This window comes from Duganella sp. CT11-25 (genome assembly GCF_047302815.1).
In the GTDB taxonomy this organism is placed as follows: Bacteria; Pseudomonadota; Gammaproteobacteria; order Burkholderiales; family Burkholderiaceae_D; genus Rugamonas.
In genome coordinates this window covers 5301328-5317486 of sequence record NZ_JBKBFD010000001.1, presented here as the reverse complement: position 1 = coordinate 5317486, position 16159 = coordinate 5301328, and the positions used below count along the sequence as shown (strand labels likewise).

At 59.1% G+C, this 16159-nt stretch carries 11 protein-coding genes, 2 tRNA genes and 3 rRNA genes; 6 read left to right on the top strand and 10 right to left on the bottom strand.

Annotated features, from left to right (window positions below):
• Nucleotides 1-140: 140 nt before the first annotated feature.
• Together ACEN9F_RS22905 and ACEN9F_RS22900 are read left to right on the top strand one after the other, a co-directional pair.
• A complete protein-coding gene (locus ACEN9F_RS22905) occupies nt 141-1037 on the top strand; it encodes an AraC family transcriptional regulator (protein WP_413427147.1) in 897 nt (298 codons plus the stop codon).
• Nucleotides 1038-1126: 89 nt separating this feature from the next.
• Nucleotides 1127-1648, top strand: a complete 522-nt coding sequence (locus ACEN9F_RS22900; protein ID WP_413423642.1) for an outer membrane beta-barrel protein — start codon at nt 1127-1129, stop codon at nt 1646-1648.
• Nucleotide 1649: 1 nt separating this feature from the next.
• Here ACEN9F_RS22900 and ACEN9F_RS22895 read toward each other — a convergent pair whose 3' ends face one another.
• The 8 genes from ACEN9F_RS22895 to ACEN9F_RS22860 form a co-directional block, all read right to left on the bottom strand.
• Nucleotides 1650-3101 carry a GTPase domain-containing protein gene (locus tag ACEN9F_RS22895; protein ID WP_413423640.1) on the bottom strand — a complete coding sequence of 484 codons (1452 nt, stop codon included), beginning with the start codon at nt 3099-3101 and terminating at the stop codon, nt 1650-1652.
• A complete protein-coding gene (locus ACEN9F_RS22890) occupies nt 3098-4510 on the bottom strand; it encodes a DUF2868 domain-containing protein (RefSeq protein WP_413423638.1) in 1413 nt (470 codons plus the stop codon). The genes ACEN9F_RS22895 and ACEN9F_RS22890 overlap by 4 nt, the downstream gene beginning before the upstream one ends.
• Nucleotides 4511-4605: 95 nt before the next feature.
• Nucleotides 4606-4718 (bottom strand): 5S ribosomal RNA (rrf, locus tag ACEN9F_RS22885).
• 125 nt (nt 4719-4843) lie between these two features.
• Nucleotides 4844-7716, bottom strand: a 23S ribosomal RNA gene (locus ACEN9F_RS22880).
• A 204-nt stretch (nt 7717-7920) separates the two neighbouring features.
• Nucleotides 7921-7996 (bottom strand) — tRNA-Ala (locus ACEN9F_RS22875).
• Nucleotides 7997-8021: 25 nt separating this feature from the next.
• Nucleotides 8022-8098 (bottom strand) — tRNA-Ile (locus ACEN9F_RS22870).
• A gap of 82 nt (nt 8099-8180) precedes the next feature.
• Nucleotides 8181-9709 (bottom strand): 16S ribosomal RNA (locus tag ACEN9F_RS22865).
• Together the 16S, 23S and 5S rRNA genes with 2 tRNA genes alongside form the textbook arrangement of a ribosomal RNA operon.
• Before the next feature lie 358 nt (nt 9710-10067).
• Entirely contained in the window at nt 10068-10844 is a 777-nt protein-coding gene (locus ACEN9F_RS22860; protein WP_413423636.1) for an enoyl-CoA hydratase, read from the bottom strand.
• Between the two features lie 151 nt (nt 10845-10995).
• On the opposite strand from ACEN9F_RS22860, the gene ACEN9F_RS22855 reads away from it, so the two are divergent.
• Nucleotides 10996-12234: an MFS transporter gene (locus tag ACEN9F_RS22855; RefSeq protein ID WP_413423634.1), complete on the top strand. Its 1239-nt coding sequence runs from the start codon at nt 10996-10998 to the stop codon at nt 12232-12234.
• Between the two features lie 63 nt (nt 12235-12297).
• Complete coding sequence (locus tag ACEN9F_RS22850; RefSeq protein ID WP_413423632.1) at nt 12298-12735, top strand: universal stress protein; 438 nt, start codon at nt 12298-12300, stop codon at nt 12733-12735.
• Nucleotide 12736: 1 nt separating this feature from the next.
• Here the strand turns inward: ACEN9F_RS22850 and ACEN9F_RS22845 are convergent, their stop codons facing one another.
• Nucleotides 12737-13951: a murein transglycosylase A gene (locus ACEN9F_RS22845; protein ID WP_413423630.1), complete on the bottom strand. Its 1215-nt coding sequence runs from the start codon at nt 13949-13951 to the stop codon at nt 12737-12739.
• Between the two features lie 158 nt (nt 13952-14109).
• Nucleotides 14110-14484 carry a Co2+/Mg2+ efflux protein ApaG gene (apaG, locus tag ACEN9F_RS22840; protein ID WP_413423628.1) on the bottom strand — a complete coding sequence of 125 codons (375 nt, stop codon included), beginning with the start codon at nt 14482-14484 and terminating at the stop codon, nt 14110-14112.
• A 192-nt stretch (nt 14485-14676) separates the two neighbouring features.
• On the opposite strand from apaG, the gene rpe reads away from it, so the two are divergent.
• Complete coding sequence (gene rpe / locus ACEN9F_RS22835) at nt 14677-15345, top strand: ribulose-phosphate 3-epimerase (protein ID WP_413423626.1); 669 nt, start codon at nt 14677-14679, stop codon at nt 15343-15345.
• Nucleotides 15345-16031 (top strand): phosphoglycolate phosphatase, encoded by a 687-nt coding sequence (locus tag ACEN9F_RS22830; RefSeq protein ID WP_413423624.1) that lies wholly within the window; start codon nt 15345-15347, stop codon nt 16029-16031. Before rpe ends, ACEN9F_RS22830 begins: the two co-directional genes overlap by 1 nt.
• Nucleotides 16032-16159 lie beyond the last annotated feature (128 nt).

The following is a 16159-nucleotide window of genomic DNA, read 5'->3' as shown; positions in this document are numbered from 1 at the left end:
TAATCCGCATGCTGCGAATGCACATGACTATGCACTTATTGCCTAATCCTATAGATCGTCCACACAACGGTAGCGATAGGCGCGCGAATCATGGATCATTCCTATTCATCAAAGCATAGGAAGGAATAAGCGTGGAACGCATGATCGCCCTGCACCACCAGTTGGCGCCAAACGAAGGCTATACGATGACGGCGCTGGACGACGTGCGCCTGACCCGCTCGAACTGCAGCTCGACCAAGACGCCGTCGATGTCCGATCCCTGCATCGCCATCGTGCTGCAAGGCCGCAAGCGCGCCTACTTCGGCAACGACGTGCTGCAGTTCGACGCCGACCACTACCTGGTGGTCGCCGTGCCCATGCCCTTCACCAGCACCACCGACGCGTCGGAAGAAGAACCGTTGCTGGGATTGAGCATCCGCGTCGACCGCACCACATTGGCCGACCTGATGTTCGCCATCGACCAGACCGATAACGAAGTGCCCGCGATGCCGAAGGGCATGATGATCACCCGCATGGACGATCGCCTGCGCGAGACGGTGCTGCGCCTGCTTGAAGCGCTCAGCTCGCCGTTGGAGGCGCGCGTGCTGGGGCCGGGCATCGTGCGCGAAATCTGCTACCGCGCGCTGATGGGCGAGCAAGGCGCGGCGATGCGCGCCGCGCTCACCAGCCAGGGGCAGTTCGGCCGCATCGCCAAGGCGTTGCGCCGCATCCATGCCGACTACGCGGCCGACATCGACGTCGGCATGCTGGCGGCGGAAGCGGCGATGAGCGTGCCGGCCTTCCACGTGCACTTCAAGTCGGTGACGCATTGCTCGCCGATTCAATACCTGAAGTCGGCCCGGCTGCACCAGGCCCGCCTGCTGATGGCGCGCAACGACATGACGGCACAGTCGGCATCGGCCCAGGTCGGGTATGAAAGTCCGTCGCAATTCAGCCGCGAGTTCAAACGCTATTTCGGCCGCAGCCCGGGCGAGGAAGCGACCGCCATGCGGCGCCTGCTGGGCGTGCAAGCTGTAGAAACATCAAAATTGCTTTAAAGATAATTAAGCGTTAGTATGGGCACCGACGGCATTGCAAATTCATCAAGTGCCGTGCACCCAATGACCGATCTATTATCAGGAGCAATATGCGACATACCCTCACCGCACTGGCCTTGCTGGCCGCTTCCGCCGCGTCGTTCGCCGCGCCAGCGTTTGAACCCGGCGTGTATTTGGCGGCCAATGCCGGCCGCGCCAGCGTCTCGTCGAAATACGTCGACAACAGCAACGACATCACGCTCGGCGCCGCCGTCGGCTACCAGTACACAGCCAACCTGGGCTTCGAAGTGTATAACCGGAGCCTGAGTCTCTCCCCCTTCCGCGGCCTGTTCTCGGAAGCGGGCTACTATCCGGACAACCATTTCGGCATCTCGCTGATGGGCACGGCGCCGCTGAACGAGCGCTTCAGCCTGTTCGGCCGCGCCGGCGTCGGCCGCACGGAGATGAAGGGCAACCGCACCACGCTGGCAGACAAGACAGAGACAGATCCCATGGTTGGCGTGGGCGTCGGCTACGCCTTCAACCGCCACTGGTCGCTCAACCTGGAAGGCTCCTACCTGACCAAGAGCGAGGTGCGCCTGATCTCCTTCGGCGCCCGCTTCCAGTTCTGATTTACCGCAGCTGCCGCGCCACGCCCGGATACAGCCGCGCCAGCGTGGCTGATGCAATCTGCTTGATCAGCGCCTGGGCCTTGCCCACCGCATCATCCTCGCGGCGCACATCTTTCCACAGCAAGGCCAGCGCAGCGTCATGCTGCGCGACCACGTGCTCGACTTCGCTTTGCCAGAATGCCGGCGCCTCGCTGTCGATAAAATGTCCCCGGCCACGGCCAAAGTGCGCCACCGCCAGGTAGCGCAGGATCCCGGCCACCACCAGCGAGCGCATGAAGGCGTCGGTGAATTGCATGGTCGCCTGGTTGCGGTCGGTGGTTGAATTAAAACCCCAGGCCGCGCCGGCAAAGGTCAACGCGCCGACCACGCCCCCCAGCAAGGCACCGCCGCCCAGCGTCAAACCGCCGGACAACAGGTCCGCGGACAAGCCCGTGGCCGCACCGGAAATCATCGCGCCCAGCAGTCCCGCCTGCGCCTTGTCGATCGGCGCGCGCAACGCGAAATGATCGCGCACCCGCGCGTTGATTGTCGCGGCATCGGCAGGGTCGAGCTTGTGCAGTATCAGCAGTTCGCGCGTCATCTCGACGGTCGCCTGGTTCAAGCGCGCGACCAGGCTGGCCATGGTCTTGTCCTGGCGCTGCTGTGCTTCGTTCTTGCCGATGCCAACCACTTTCAACGCCGACTTGAGCATGCTGCTGGACTCGGCCTCGACGACTTCGCTGTCGCGCGCGGCCAACTGCAGCTGCCTGGCCAGCAGCTGCATGGCCTGGTCGTAGCGCGCTGCGTTGCTGGCCTCCCACTCGGAGAACAGGCGCGCATAGCCGGGCTGCTGCTGTGCATTGAGCAGCTTGCCGAGCGCTTCATAGAACACGCGCTCGTGTATCCAGCAGCGGGCGAACGCATCCAGCGCAAGCACTTCACGCACCACCGGATACTGGCGCAGATGATCGCGCCAGCGCGCCTGCTCCGCCTGCTCCTCCGCCAACGGGCGTGGCGGCCCGGTCTGGTTAAGCAAGACCACCACCGGCTTGCCCAGCCATTCGAGGATCTTCATTTCGGCCCGCACGTAGCCGGCGTCCTGTGGATCTTCGGATGAGTTGACCAGGTAGAGCACGATATCGGCCGCATCCCTGGCAGAGCGCAAGGCTTGCTGGCTCAGCCAGAACGGCCGGTCGCGATAGCGGTCCAGCACTTCGCGCAGGAACCAGCCGATCGGATTGCCCGATTGTCCGAGCCGCTTCAGCAGGCGCACCGAATCGCCGAAGCCCGGCGTATCCCACAGGCGCAGTTCATCGCCCTGCGGCGTCGCCAGCAAGGTGTGCGATTCCGAGGCGATCGTCACGTGTGCGGCATCGCGTACTTCGCCGACATCGACGCCGATCAGCGTGCGTGCCAGCGTGGTCTTGCCGTTGTTGGTGTGCGAGATCAGTGCCAGTTGTACCGTCGTACTCATGCGGCGTCCGATACAGCAAGGCCGCCATCGAGCGGATGCAACGCCGGCTCGCGCAGATTGACCACCGTGGCCGTGGTCCGGTGATGACTGCAGAACTGCTGCCACAGCGCGGTGCGTTCGGCCAGGCGTTCTTGCCCCATGCGTTCCAGGTAGCCGGATTCATCCAGCAGTACCGCGACGCCACGCGGAGAATTCTTCACCAGGTAATCGAGGAAGGCGCCGTGGTTTTCCTGCTCCGGCGTGGCGGTCAGGTTGAACAGCGCCGCCGTGATGCTCACGTCCGCATCGTCGCGCAGGCCGCCTTGCGGCTCTTCGCCATACGAAGCCGATGGCCGCAGCATTACACGGCCCTGCTCGCCGAACAGGGCGATGGCGATCTGGCCCAGGCCGCGATGACGTTCTTCGTCGACGGTGAAGCTGTAAGGCAGCACGCGCAGCATGCCGCCCTTGGCCATGCCCATGAAGTCGTTCAGCTTGCGGTAATACGGTTGATCGAGATCGAGCGGAAAGCGGCGTGCCAGCAGCATCGCGCGCCATTGCCCCAGCGCCGCCAACAGCAAGCGCGGCACCACCACCAGCAGCAAGATCGTGGCGGCATACAGATGTACCCAGCGCGCGCCGCCTGCCGCCGCCGTGGTTTGCGGAAAGCGCAGCGCTTCAATCTCCGCCAGCGAAAACCCCTGCAAGTGAAACAGCGCGACGGCCGGCGCGAACAGGAAGGACAACAGGCTGTGCACCTGGCCGGCATCGAGGAAGGTGCTTTCCCAGCCTGCCGCGTATTGCGACAGCAGCCCGCGCGCGTACAGCGAGATCAGGGCGCCAATGGCGAACATGGCGGCGCTCAAGTGGATGGTGCGGCTTAGCCTGGCCGAGGTCAGCCTGGCACTCAGCTGCGACCATTCGCGCATGAAGTCCAGCAAAGCGGCCGACAACACTTGCGGCATCTTGCGCGGTACATTCAAGCGGCGCTGCGCGCGTGGGCGCGATGGCACAAACAGCCAGGCCAGCAAACCCAGATAGACCAGCAGGTTCCAGAAGATGATCAACAGCAAAGGCGCCGACAGCAGGTCGACCCGATGCGGATCGGTGATGCGGTCCAGGCCGGCACCAAGCAGCAAGGCGATAACCGGCAAGGCCAGCGAAAAGGCTGTGAGGGGATTGCGCCGCTTGATGAAGTTGGCAAACGCCGGCGTACGTTCAGCCAGGCGTCTGAGGATTTGTTCGGAACGCTGCTGCAGGAAATCGTCGCCGGTGACTTCGGCTTTGCGGTCCGCGGCGCGCCACTGTGCCAGCTCGCGTGCGCTGCGGCTGGCATACATGCGATCGTCGTCGCTGAGGATTTCTTTTTTCTGGTCGGCGGTCTCGATGGCACGGACCAATACGACGTCTCTCGCAGTATGTTCATTCATTTGCAAGAGTATATCCTTGAACGCAAAAAACCCCCACCGGCACTGAGCGCGATCTTGAGCGCGTTCAGGCTGGTGGGGGTTTTTCTATATAACTAGCTTGACGATAACCTACTTTCACACTGGTTGCAGCACTATCATCGGCGCAGAGTTGTTTCACGGTCCTGTTCGGGATGGGAAGGGGTGGGACCAACTTGCTATGGTCATCAAGCTTTGACTTGTAAGAGCGGCGCGTGGCGCCATCTCGGAATCTGGAGAAGCAAGTAAATGGGTAATGAAGTTGTATCAACGAACGTTCCAACGTACTTCTCATTCTCTATACCCTGCTAAGGTTATAGGGACAAGCCGTACGGGCAATTAGTATCAGTTAGCTTAATGCATTACTGCACTTCCACACCTGACCTATCAACGTCCTGGTCTCGAACGACCCTTCAAAGAGCTCAAGGCTCTGGGAAATCTCATCTCAAGGCAAGTTTCCCGCTTAGATGCTTTCAGCGGTTATCTCTTCCAGACTTAGCTACCCGGCAATGCCACTGGCGTGACAACCGGTACACCAGAGGTCTGTCCACTCCGGTCCTCTCGTACTAGGAGCAGCCCCCTTCAAATTTCCAACGCCCACGGCAGATAGGGACCAAACTGTCTCACGACGTTTTAAACCCAGCTCACGTACCACTTTAAATGGCGAACAGCCATACCCTTGGGACCGGCTACAGCCCCAGGATGTGATGAGCCGACATCGAGGTGCCAAACTCCCCCGTCGATATGAACTCTTGGGAGGAATCAGCCTGTTATCCCCAGAGTACCTTTTATCCGTTGAGCGATGGCCCTTCCATACAGAACCACCGGATCACTATGTCCTACTTTCGTACCTGCTCGACTTGTCAGTCTCGCAGTTAAGCACGCTTATGCCATTGCACTATTAGCACGATGTCCGACCGTACCTAGCGTACCTTCGAACTCCTCCGTTACACTTTAGGAGGAGACCGCCCCAGTCAAACTGCCTACCATGCACTGTCCCCGACCCGGATAACGGGCCAAGGTTAGAACCTCAAATGAACCAGGGTGGTATTTCAAGGTTGGCTCCACGAAGACTGGCGTCCCCGCTTCAAAGCCTCCCACCTATCCTACACAGATTGATTCAAAGTCCAATGCAAAGCTACAGTAAAGGTTCATGGGGTCTTTCCGTCTAGCCGCGGGTAGATTGCATCATCACAAACACTTCAACTTCGCTGAGTCTCGGGAGGAGACAGTGTGGCCATCGTTACGCCATTCGTGCAGGTCGGAACTTACCCGACAAGGAATTTCGCTACCTTAGGACCGTTATAGTTACGGCCGCCGTTTACTGGGACTTCAATCAAGAGCTTGCACCCCATCATTTAATCTTCCAGCACCGGGCAGGCGTCACACCCTATACGTCCACTTTCGTGTTTGCAGAGTGCTGTGTTTTTATTAAACAGTCGCAGCCACCAGTTTATTGCAACCCGTTCACCCTTCTGGCGCAAGCCAGTCAAGCTACAAGGGCGTACCTTTTCCCGAAGTTACGGTACCAATTTGCCGAGTTCCTTCTCCCGAGTTCTCTCAAGCGCCTTAGAATACTCATCTCGCCCACCTGTGTCGGTTTGCGGTACGGTCTCGTATGACTGAAGCTTAGAGGCTTTTCTTGGAACCACTTCCGATTGCTTCAGCACCTAAGTGCCTCGTCCCAGTCCCTTGAATCCTGCGCCCGGATTTGCCTAAGCGCCTTCTATGAACCAGAAACTGCCTATTCCAACAGGCAGACAACCTTCCGCGATCCGTCCCCCCATCGCATCATACGACGGTGCAGGAATATTAACCTGCTTCCCATCAGCTACGCATCTCTGCCTCGCCTTAGGGGCCGACTCACCCTGCTCCGATGAACGTTGAACAGGAAACCTTGGGCTTACGGCGTGGGGGCTTTTCACCCCCATTATCGCTACTCATGTCAGCATTCGCACTTCTGATACCTCCAGCATCCTTTACAAGACACCTTCGCAGGCTTACAGAACGCTCTCCTACCATATGCTTACGCATATCCGCAGCTTCGGTGACTGGCTTAGCCCCGTTACATCTTCCGCGCAGGACGACTCGATCAGTGAGCTATTACGCTTTCTTTAAATGATGGCTGCTTCTAAGCCAACATCCTGACTGTTTTAGCCTTCCCACTTCGTTTTCCACTTAGCCAATCTTTGGGACCTTAGCTGGCGGTCTGGGTTGTTTCCCTCTTGACGCCGGACGTTAGCACCCGACGTCTGTCTCCCAAGCTCGCACTCATCGGTATTCGGAGTTTGCAATGGTTTGGTAAGTCGCGATGACCCCCTAGCCATAACAGTGCTCTACCCCCGATGGTGATACTTGAGGCACTACCTAAATAGTTTTCGGAGAGAACCAGCTATTTCCAAGTTTGTTTAGCCTTTCACCCCTACCCACAGCTCATCCCCTAATTTTTCAACATTAGTGGGTTCGGACCTCCAGTGCGTGTTACCGCACCTTCATCCTGGCCATGAGTAGATCACTTGGTTTCGGGTCTACACCCAGCGACTATCGCCCTGTTCGGACTCGATTTCTCTACGGCTTCCCTATATGGTTAACCTTGCCACTGAATGTAAGTCGCTGACCCATTATACAAAAGGTACGCAGTCACGGAACAAGTCCGCTCCTACTGTTTGTATGCACACGGTTTCAGGATCTATTTCACTCCCCTCCCGGGGTTCTTTTCGCCTTTCCCTCACGGTACTGGTTCACTATCGGTCGATTACGAGTATTTAGCCTTGGAGGATGGTCCCCCCATATTCAGACAGGATTTCTCGTGTCCCGCCCTACTTGTCGTACGCTTAGTTCCACACATCGCATTTCACATACGGGGCTATCACCCGCTATGGCTCCAATTTCCAGTGGATTCTGTTATGCGTCATGCTAAAACGTACAGGCTCTTCCCATTTCGCTCGCCACTACTTTGGGAATCTCGGTTGATTTATTTTCCTGCAGCTACTTAGATGTTTCAGTTCGCCGCGTTCGCTTTGCATGCCTATGTATTCAGCATGCAATGACCCAAAGGGCCGGGTTTCCCCATTCGGAAATCTGCGGATCAAAGCTTGTTTGCTAGCTCCCCGCAGCTTATCGCAAGCTACTACGTCCTTCATCGCCTGTAATCGCCAAGGCATCCACCATGTGCACTTATTCACTTGTCCCTATAACGTTAGCCCCTGCGACTAAACAAGGAGCGTTTATAGGAATAAGAAGTACTACGTTGTTGCGTTTGTTGATACATACAATCATTACCCATCGCACCACCTGTCGGTGTTGCGATCAATAAAAATTTACTTACTTCTTCCAGATTGTTAAAGAACGAGAACTGCTCTTACCTAAACCTGATCGGCTTACGTAAAAGCATTTGGTGGAGGATGACGGGATCGAACCGACGACCCCCTGCTTGCAAAGCAGGTGCTCTCCCAGCTGAGCTAATCCCCCAATGGGTCTTGCTTACAACCAAGACTGGTAGGGCTGGTTGGACTCGAACCAACGACCCCCGCGTTATCAACACGGTGCTCTAACCAGCTGAGCTACAGCCCCAATATTGCTGTTCTCTTCTATATTGACAGTCGATAAGTGTGAACGCTTGATGAGTTGGTCATTGCTGACCGTGCCACTCTAGAAAGGAGGTGATCCAGCCGCACCTTCCGATACGGCTACCTTGTTACGACTTCACCCCAGTCACGAATCCTACCGTGGTAAGCGCCCTCCTTGCGGTTAAGCTACCTACTTCTGGTAAAACCCGCTCCCATGGTGTGACGGGCGGTGTGTACAAGACCCGGGAACGTATTCACCGCGACATGCTGATCCGCGATTACTAGCGATTCCAACTTCATGCAGTCGAGTTGCAGACTACAATCCGGACTACGATACACTTTCTGGGATTAGCTCCCCCTCGCGGGTTGGCGGCCCTCTGTATGTACCATTGTATGACGTGTGAAGCCCTACCCATAAGGGCCATGAGGACTTGACGTCATCCCCACCTTCCTCCGGTTTGTCACCGGCAGTCTCATTAGAGTGCCCTTTCGTAGCAACTAATGACAAGGGTTGCGCTCGTTGCGGGACTTAACCCAACATCTCACGACACGAGCTGACGACAGCCATGCAGCACCTGTGTAATGGTTCCCTTTCGGGCACTCCCCAATCTCTCGGGGATTCCATCCATGTCAAGGGTAGGTAAGGTTTTTCGCGTTGCATCGAATTAATCCACATCATCCACCGCTTGTGCGGGTCCCCGTCAATTCCTTTGAGTTTTAATCTTGCGACCGTACTCCCCAGGCGGTCTACTTCACGCGTTAGCTGCGTTACCAAGTCAATTAAGACCCGACAACTAGTAGACATCGTTTAGGGCGTGGACTACCAGGGTATCTAATCCTGTTTGCTCCCCACGCTTTCGTGCATGAGCGTCAGTTTTGACCCAGGGGGCTGCCTTCGCCATCGGTGTTCCTCCACATATCTACGCATTTCACTGCTACACGTGGAATTCTACCCCCCTCTGCCAAACTCTAGCCTTGCAGTCTCCATCGCCATTCCCAGGTTGAGCCCGGGGATTTCACGACAGACTTACAAAACCGCCTGCGCACGCTTTACGCCCAGTAATTCCGATTAACGCTTGCACCCTACGTATTACCGCGGCTGCTGGCACGTAGTTAGCCGGTGCTTATTCTTCAGGTACCGTCATTAGCAGGGGATATTAGCCCCCACCGTTTCTTCCCTGACAAAAGAGCTTTACAACCCGAAGGCCTTCTTCACTCACGCGGCATTGCTGGATCAGGCTTGCGCCCATTGTCCAAAATTCCCCACTGCTGCCTCCCGTAGGAGTCTGGACCGTGTCTCAGTTCCAGTGTGGCTGGTCGTCCTCTCAGACCAGCTACTGATCGATGCCTTGGTGGGCCTTTACCCCACCAACTAGCTAATCAGATATCGGCCGCTCCAGGAGCACAAGGCCCGAAGGTCCCCTGCTTTCATCCTTAGATCGTATGCGGTATTAGCGTAACTTTCGCTACGTTATCCCCCACTCCAGGGTACGTTCCGATATATTACTCACCCGTTCGCCACTCGCCGCCAGGTTGCCCCGCGCTGCCGTTCGACTTGCATGTGTAAGGCATGCCGCCAGCGTTCAATCTGAGCCAGGATCAAACTCTTCAGTTTAATCTCTGTTTATTTGACACTTTCGTGTCACCGTCTTTCGACGGGTCGCTCACTCAAAATACTGACAGGCCACTATTTTCATAGCGCCTATTTCATTACTTCTTGTGAACATTTGATATTTTAAGTATCGCGGAACCGAAGCTCCGCGTGCACTCTCATCAAACGTCCACACTTATCGACTGTTAATTTTTAAAGAACTATTCAATTCGGTACTGCTTGCTTGCGAAGCGTTTTGTTCGCAGCAGAGAAGTGAGATTATGCGGCGTTTCGTGCTTCTCGTCAACCCCTCGTTTTCACTCCGTTTTCCCTCGTTCTACTCTGCATTTGCATGCGTTGTGTCGCGAGGGGCCGAACTATATCAAAGACCTTCGAAGTTAGGCAAGCGCTTTTCGAGGAAAGCATGCATCCCTTCTTTTTGAGCGGGCGTACCGAAGCCGGCATGGAACAAACGGCGCTCGTAATTGACGCCTTCCGTCAACGTGGTTTCAAAGGCGCGGTTGACGGCATCCTTGATCTGCATCGCCACCGAAGGCGACATCGATGCGATCTGCCTGGCCACGGCCAGCACTTCCTCGATCAGCTTATCGGCCGGGACCACGCGCGACACCAGTCCGATGCGCTCGGCTTCGGCAGCATCGATATTGCGGGCGGTCAGCAGCATGTCCATCGCCTTGGCCTTGCCGATCGCGCGCGGCAGGCGCTGCGTGCCGCCCGCGCCCGGCGTCACGCCGACCTTGATTTCCGGCTGGCCGAACTTGGCGCTGTCGGCCGCGATCAGAAAGTCGCACATCATCGCCAGCTCGCAACCGCCGCCCAGCGCGTAGCCTGCCACGGCACCCACCACCGGCTTGCGGATGCGCAGGATGTGTTCCCAGTTACGGGTGATGTAGTTGTCGCGGTAGGTATCTTGATAAGTGTAGTCGGCCATGGCCGCGATATCGGCGCCGGCGGCGAAGGCTTTCTCGCTGCCGGTCAGCACGATGCAGCCGATCGCCGGATCGGCGTCGAACTTATATAAGGCATCGCCCAGCTCGTTCATCATGCGGTCGTTCAGCGCGTTCAGCGCCTTGGGGCGATTCAGGCGGATCAGTGCTACTTTGTCGTGCACTTCGACGATCAGGTCTTCATATTGCATCAGGTTCTCCTCCAAGGTGGGAATATTACTGAAGGATTGTAGCGCCTAACTCCGGCACTGGTATGATTGAAACTTGGCAACCTGCACTAATGAGTCTCCTATTCTTACCCCCTTCCGCCGTTACCTGAATGACAAGCTGTCCGGCGATGACTTGCTGCGCAACGGCGACTTTCGCCGCTACTGGTCCGCCGCCATCCTGAACGGCTTTGGCAGCTATATCAGCGCGCTGGCCCTGCCCTTGTGCGCGGCGCTGCTGTTGAAGGCCACGCCCGCGCAGATGGGCATGCTGGGCGCGGCGGCGGCGATCCCGTTCGCGCTGCTGGCCCTGCCCGCCGGCGTCTTCCTCGACCGTAACCGCAAGCTGCCGGTGCTGCTGGCCAGCAAAGCGATCCAGGCGGTCACGCTGGCCAGCATCCCGGTCGCGTACTGGATGGGCGTGCTGTCCATTCATTGGATGTATGCGGTGTCCTTCATCTGCGGCGGCTGCAATGTGGTCGGCGGCGGCGCCGAGCAAATCTTCCTGACCAACCTGATCGGGCGCGACCGCCTCACCGACGCCCAGTCCAAATTCGGCGCGACCGACTCCGCCTCGCGCCTGATCGCGCCCGGCCTGGCCGGCGTGCTGATTCAATGGCTGACGGCGCCCTATGCGGTCATGGTCAACGCCCTCGGCTTTGTCGCCTCCATTCTCCTGTTGCGCAATGTGAGCGCCACCGATCCCAAGCCGCCGCCATCCAACAAGCACCCGCTGCGCGACATCCATGACGGCTTCCTGTTCATCTGGGGCCAGCCGCTGCTGCGCACGCTGGCCTGGGCGGCGGGCGCCTGGCATATGCTGTTCTATGGCTTTGCCGCGCTACACGTGCTGTTCGCGACGCGCGAACTGGGCATGAGTGCCGGCATGCTGGGCGTGGCGCAGATGGTGGGCGGGCTCGGCGTACTGGCCAGCTCGATGATGCTAAAGCCGCTGAACAGCCGCTATGGCGCCGGCGGCACCATGCTGATCGGCATCGGGCTGTGCGCCTTCGCCTTCGCCGCCACGCCGACCATTCCGGCGAACCTGTTCGGCATGCCGATGGCCAGTGCGATTGCCTGCGCGGCCATGTCCTTCTTCCTCGATTGCGGGGTGATGCTGTTCCTGATGCCCTACACCACCATGCGCCAGAAAGTGACGCCGGACGAATACCTGGGCCGGATGGTGTCGACCATGCGCTTCCTGACGGTGGCGGTGGCGCCGCTGGGCGCGCTGGCGGCCGGCTACATCGGCGAACACTTCAGCATCCGCACCGGCCTGGCCTGCGTGGCGGCCGGCGGCATCATCCTGACCATCATGCTGGCGCTGTCCGCCAACATGCGCGAGGTGCGGCTGCAGGCGCCGGCGGCGTCATAACGTGCGCCGGTAAAGTGGCGAACCCATTAGGCTGACTTCAGTGATCATGCATTGGAGAGCGCTATGTTCAAATCCATATTGCTGCCGACCGATGGGTCGGACCTGTCGGACAAGGCAACCGCCACGGCGGTCCAGTTTGCCAAACTGAATCAGGCCAGGATCGTGGCGTTGACGGTGATACAGCCGTTGCCGTTTTCGTCCATGGGCGATAGCGGCGCGGTAATCGACTCCGGCCAGTTTGCGGAACAGATGCAAAAAGCGGCCCGCAGCCATATCGACAAGGTGGCCGCCGCCGCGAGCGCGGCGGATATTCCATTTGAAGGGGTGATCACGATGTCGCCCAGCCCCCACGAGGAAATCGTCGAGGCGGCCCGGAAGTTCAATTGCGACATCATCATGATGGCGTCGCATGGGCGCCGCGGCCTGAACCGGCTGTTTTTGGGCAGCGAGACGCAGAAGGTCCTCGCGCATACCACGCTGCCCGTGATGGTGCTGCGCTAGCTTAAGGCAGCTGCTTCGGCAGCAGCACCCACACATTGCCGCGCTGCTTCATGCGGCCGGCGTTCTCCGCCGCCTCCGTGCCGAAGCCGAAGAAGTAATCGACCCGAATCGCGCCGCGGATCGCGCCGCCCGTGTCCTGCGCCATCACCAGCCGCTGCAGCGGAATGTCGCTGTTGGCCTGCGTGGTCGACAGGAATACCGGCGCGCCCAGCGGCAACTGCGACGCATCGATCGCGACCGAGCGCTGCGGCGTCAACGGCACGCCCAGCGCGCCCTTCGGGCCGACCTTGGGATCCGGCAGGCGCTCTTCCTTGAAGAAGACGTAGCTCGGGTTGACGTTGAACAGCTCCTGCATGCGCGTCGGATGGCCGGCGATCCAGGCCTTGATGCCCTGCGCCGACGCCTGCTCCAGCGTCAGCTCACCCTTCTCCACCAGGTATTTGCCGATCGATTTGTAAGGATGGCCGTTCTGGTCGGCGTACGCCACGCGCACGGTTTCCTGCGTATCGGTCAGCTGCACGCGGCCCGAACCCTGCACCTGCAGGAAGAAGGACTCCACCGGATCGTCCACCCACAGCAGTTCCTTGCCGGTGAAGTCGGCCTTCTCGATATCGGCGCGGGTCGCGTACGGCACGACCTTCTTGCCGACCACCTTGCCGCGCAGGCGCATGCCTTTCAGCTCGGGATAGACGCTGGCCAGGTCGATGGTGACCATGTCGTCCGGCACCTTGTACAGCGGCGTTTGATACGGACCGCCCTTCTTGCGGGCGCCTCGCAGCAGCGGCTCGTAGTAGCCGGTGACCAGGCCGTCGGTGGCGCCATCGGGCGCGATGACCTGGTTGGGCTCCATGAACGCTTCAAAGAAAGTGCGGATCGCCTTCTCGTCGCCGGCATTGACCGTGCGCGCGATGCCGCACGATTCCTTCCAGATCGCCTGCTTGCCCAGCACCGAGCATGAGGACATGAAGGCCGGCCAGGCCGCGCGCAGGTCATCCTTGTCCCAGCCCGGCAGCGAGGCGAAGCTGGCCGGAACCATCTGCAGCGTGGTCGGCTTGGGCGGCGCCGGCGGTACCGGCGGCGTCGGTGGCGGCGGGGTCACCACCACCGGCGGCGGCACGGCCGGTTTCTCCGGCGGCAGCGGCGTGGTCGTGCAGGCGGCCAGGGAAAGCGCGACGAGGCTCAGCGGAACGAGTAGACTACGGCGTGTAAATGACATAAGAATAAATAAGGAATAGCTCTATGTGGGTATTGATGTTGGAAGCGTGTGTGGCGTTTTTCCTGCTGGTGTTCATCGTCTGGTGGACCATGTACCAGGGCAAAGGCAAGTCCAAGCGACTGCCTCCGCCTGAGCAGAAAGACGATCAGCCGAAGTAATCAGTGCAGCGTGCGCGGCAGCGACAGCACGAATTCCGGGATCTTGGCTTCGAACTGGTGACCGTCCTCGGCCACGCAGAAGTATTCGCCCACCATCGAGCCCTGCTGCGTTTGCAGGGCGGTGCCGCTGGTGTATTCGAAATGCTCGCCCGGCTGCAGCAGCGGCTGATGGCCGACCACGCCCAGTCCGCGCACTTCTTCCACATGGTTGTTGGCGTCGGTGATGACCCAGTGGCGTGAGATCAGCTGCGCAGCCACCGTGCCGGTGTTCTTGATCGTGATCGAGTAGGTGAACACAAAATTGGTGCGCTCCGGGTCCGACTGATCTGGCAGGTACTGGGTTCTGACCGACACATTAAATTCGTAAGTGGCCATCAAAATTCCTCAAGGCTTAATAAAAACATCATCGCGTTTGCAAACTTGGCGATTGTATATCGTCAGACCCCCATTGCACCGCAAATCCGCCCCACATGCAAGGAGTGTGCGGCTGAAAACAGGCCTAAAACAGGCGCATCCACCCCGGGCAGCGTAAAATAGCGCATCTTTTTTTATTGCCAGCCCAAAGCCATGACCACTTTCCGCATCGCTCCCAGCATTTTGTCCGCCGATTTCGCCCGCCTGGGTGAAGAGGTCCGCAACGTCGTCACCGCCGGCGCCGACATCATCCACTTTGATGTGATGGACAACCATTATGTTCCGAACCTGACCATCGGCCCGCTGGTGTGCGAGGCGATCCGCCCGCATGTGCAAGTGCCTATCGATGTGCACCTGATGGTCAAGCCGGTCGACCGCATCATCCCGGACTTCGCCAAGGCGGGCGCCAACATCATCACCTTCCACCCGGAAGCGTCGGACCATATCGACCGCTCGCTGCAGCTGATCCGCGACCATGGTTGCAAGGCCGGCCTGGTGTTCAATCCGGCCACCCCGCTCAGCTACCTGGAACACGTGATGGACAAGATCGACATGATCCTGATCATGTCGGTCAACCCGGGCTTCGGCGGCCAGTCCTTCATTCCGCACGCGCTGAAGAAAATCGCCGAGGCGCGCCGCCTGATCGACGACTCCGGCCGCGACATCCTGCTGGAAGTGGACGGCGGCATCAAGATCGACAACATCGCCGCAGCAGCGGCCGCAGGCGCGGACACTTTCGTGGCCGGCTCCGCCATCTTCGGCAAGCCGAACTACAAGGAAGTCATCGACGCCATGCGCGCCCAGTTGGCGACGGTGAAGTAATGGCGGGCGTGCTGGCAGGCGTGCGCGCCGCGATCATCGACCTCGACGGCACCATGCTGGACACGATCCCCGACTTCCACGTCGCGATCAACGGCATGCGCGCGGAACTCGACCTGCAGCCGATCACGCAGGACCAGATCGCGCTGATGGTCGGCAAAGGCTCCGAAAACCTGATCCGCTCCGTACTGGGGCTGGACTGGGACGCGGCCGGCGTCGAAGCGAAGTTCGAGGCGGCGATGGACGCCTACCAGCGCCACTACCTGAGCATCAACGGCAATTACAGCGCGCTGTACCCGGACGTGGTCGAAGGCCTGGCCGCGATGCAGGCGCAGGGCCTGCGCCTGGCCTGCGTGACCAACAAGCCGATTTCCTTCACCACCCCGCTGCTCAAGCTCAAGGGCCTGGACCGCTTCTTCGAGGTGGTCTACGGCGGCGACTCCCTGCCGCGCAAGAAGCCCGATCCGCTGCCGCTGCGGACGGTGTGCGCCGATTTCGGCCTGGCCCCGGCCCAGGTGGTCGCCATCGGCGATTCATCCAACGACGCGCAGGCCGCGCGGGCGGCCGGTTGCCCGGTGTTGACGGTACCTTACGGTTACAATCACGGACAGGCTATACACGAAACCGATTCCGATGGTATAGTAACCACGCTGCTAGAAGCGGCTAGCCTGATTCGTTCGCATAATTAACCCTTAGCTGAACTAAACCTGACCGAAATGTCTCTCACCAAAAAACACATCGTCAACCAAACAGGCTCGATTGAGGCCTGGCTTTGGCGACGCTGGCAATCCTGGCAAAACTAAGCCGAACTGATTGC

What these genes read in the sequence shown, in the direction of transcription:
- ACEN9F_RS22905 (WP_413427147.1), top strand. Translation starts at nt 141, where the DNA reads ATGATCGCCCTGCACCACCAGTTGGCGCCAAACGAAGGCTATACGATG.
- ACEN9F_RS22900 (WP_413423642.1), top strand. Translation starts at nt 1,127, where the DNA reads ATGCGACATACCCTCACCGCACTGGCCTTGCTGGCCGCTTCCGCCGCG.
- ACEN9F_RS22895 (WP_413423640.1), bottom strand. Translation starts at nt 3,101, where the DNA reads ATGAGTACGACGGTACAACTGGCACTGATCTCGCACACCAACAACGGC.
- ACEN9F_RS22890 (WP_413423638.1), bottom strand. Translation starts at nt 4,510, where the DNA reads ATGAATGAACATACTGCGAGAGACGTCGTATTGGTCCGTGCCATCGAG.
- ACEN9F_RS22860 (WP_413423636.1), bottom strand. Translation starts at nt 10,844, where the DNA reads ATGCAATATGAAGACCTGATCGTCGAAGTGCACGACAAAGTAGCACTG.
- ACEN9F_RS22850 (WP_413423632.1), top strand. Translation starts at nt 12,298, where the DNA reads ATGTTCAAATCCATATTGCTGCCGACCGATGGGTCGGACCTGTCGGAC.
- ACEN9F_RS22845 (WP_413423630.1), bottom strand. Translation starts at nt 13,951, where the DNA reads ATGTCATTTACACGCCGTAGTCTACTCGTTCCGCTGAGCCTCGTCGCG.
- apaG (WP_413423628.1), bottom strand. Translation starts at nt 14,484, where the DNA reads ATGGCCACTTACGAATTTAATGTGTCGGTCAGAACCCAGTACCTGCCA.
- rpe (WP_413423626.1), top strand. Translation starts at nt 14,677, where the DNA reads ATGACCACTTTCCGCATCGCTCCCAGCATTTTGTCCGCCGATTTCGCC.
- ACEN9F_RS22830 (WP_413423624.1), top strand. Translation starts at nt 15,345, where the DNA reads ATGGCGGGCGTGCTGGCAGGCGTGCGCGCCGCGATCATCGACCTCGAC.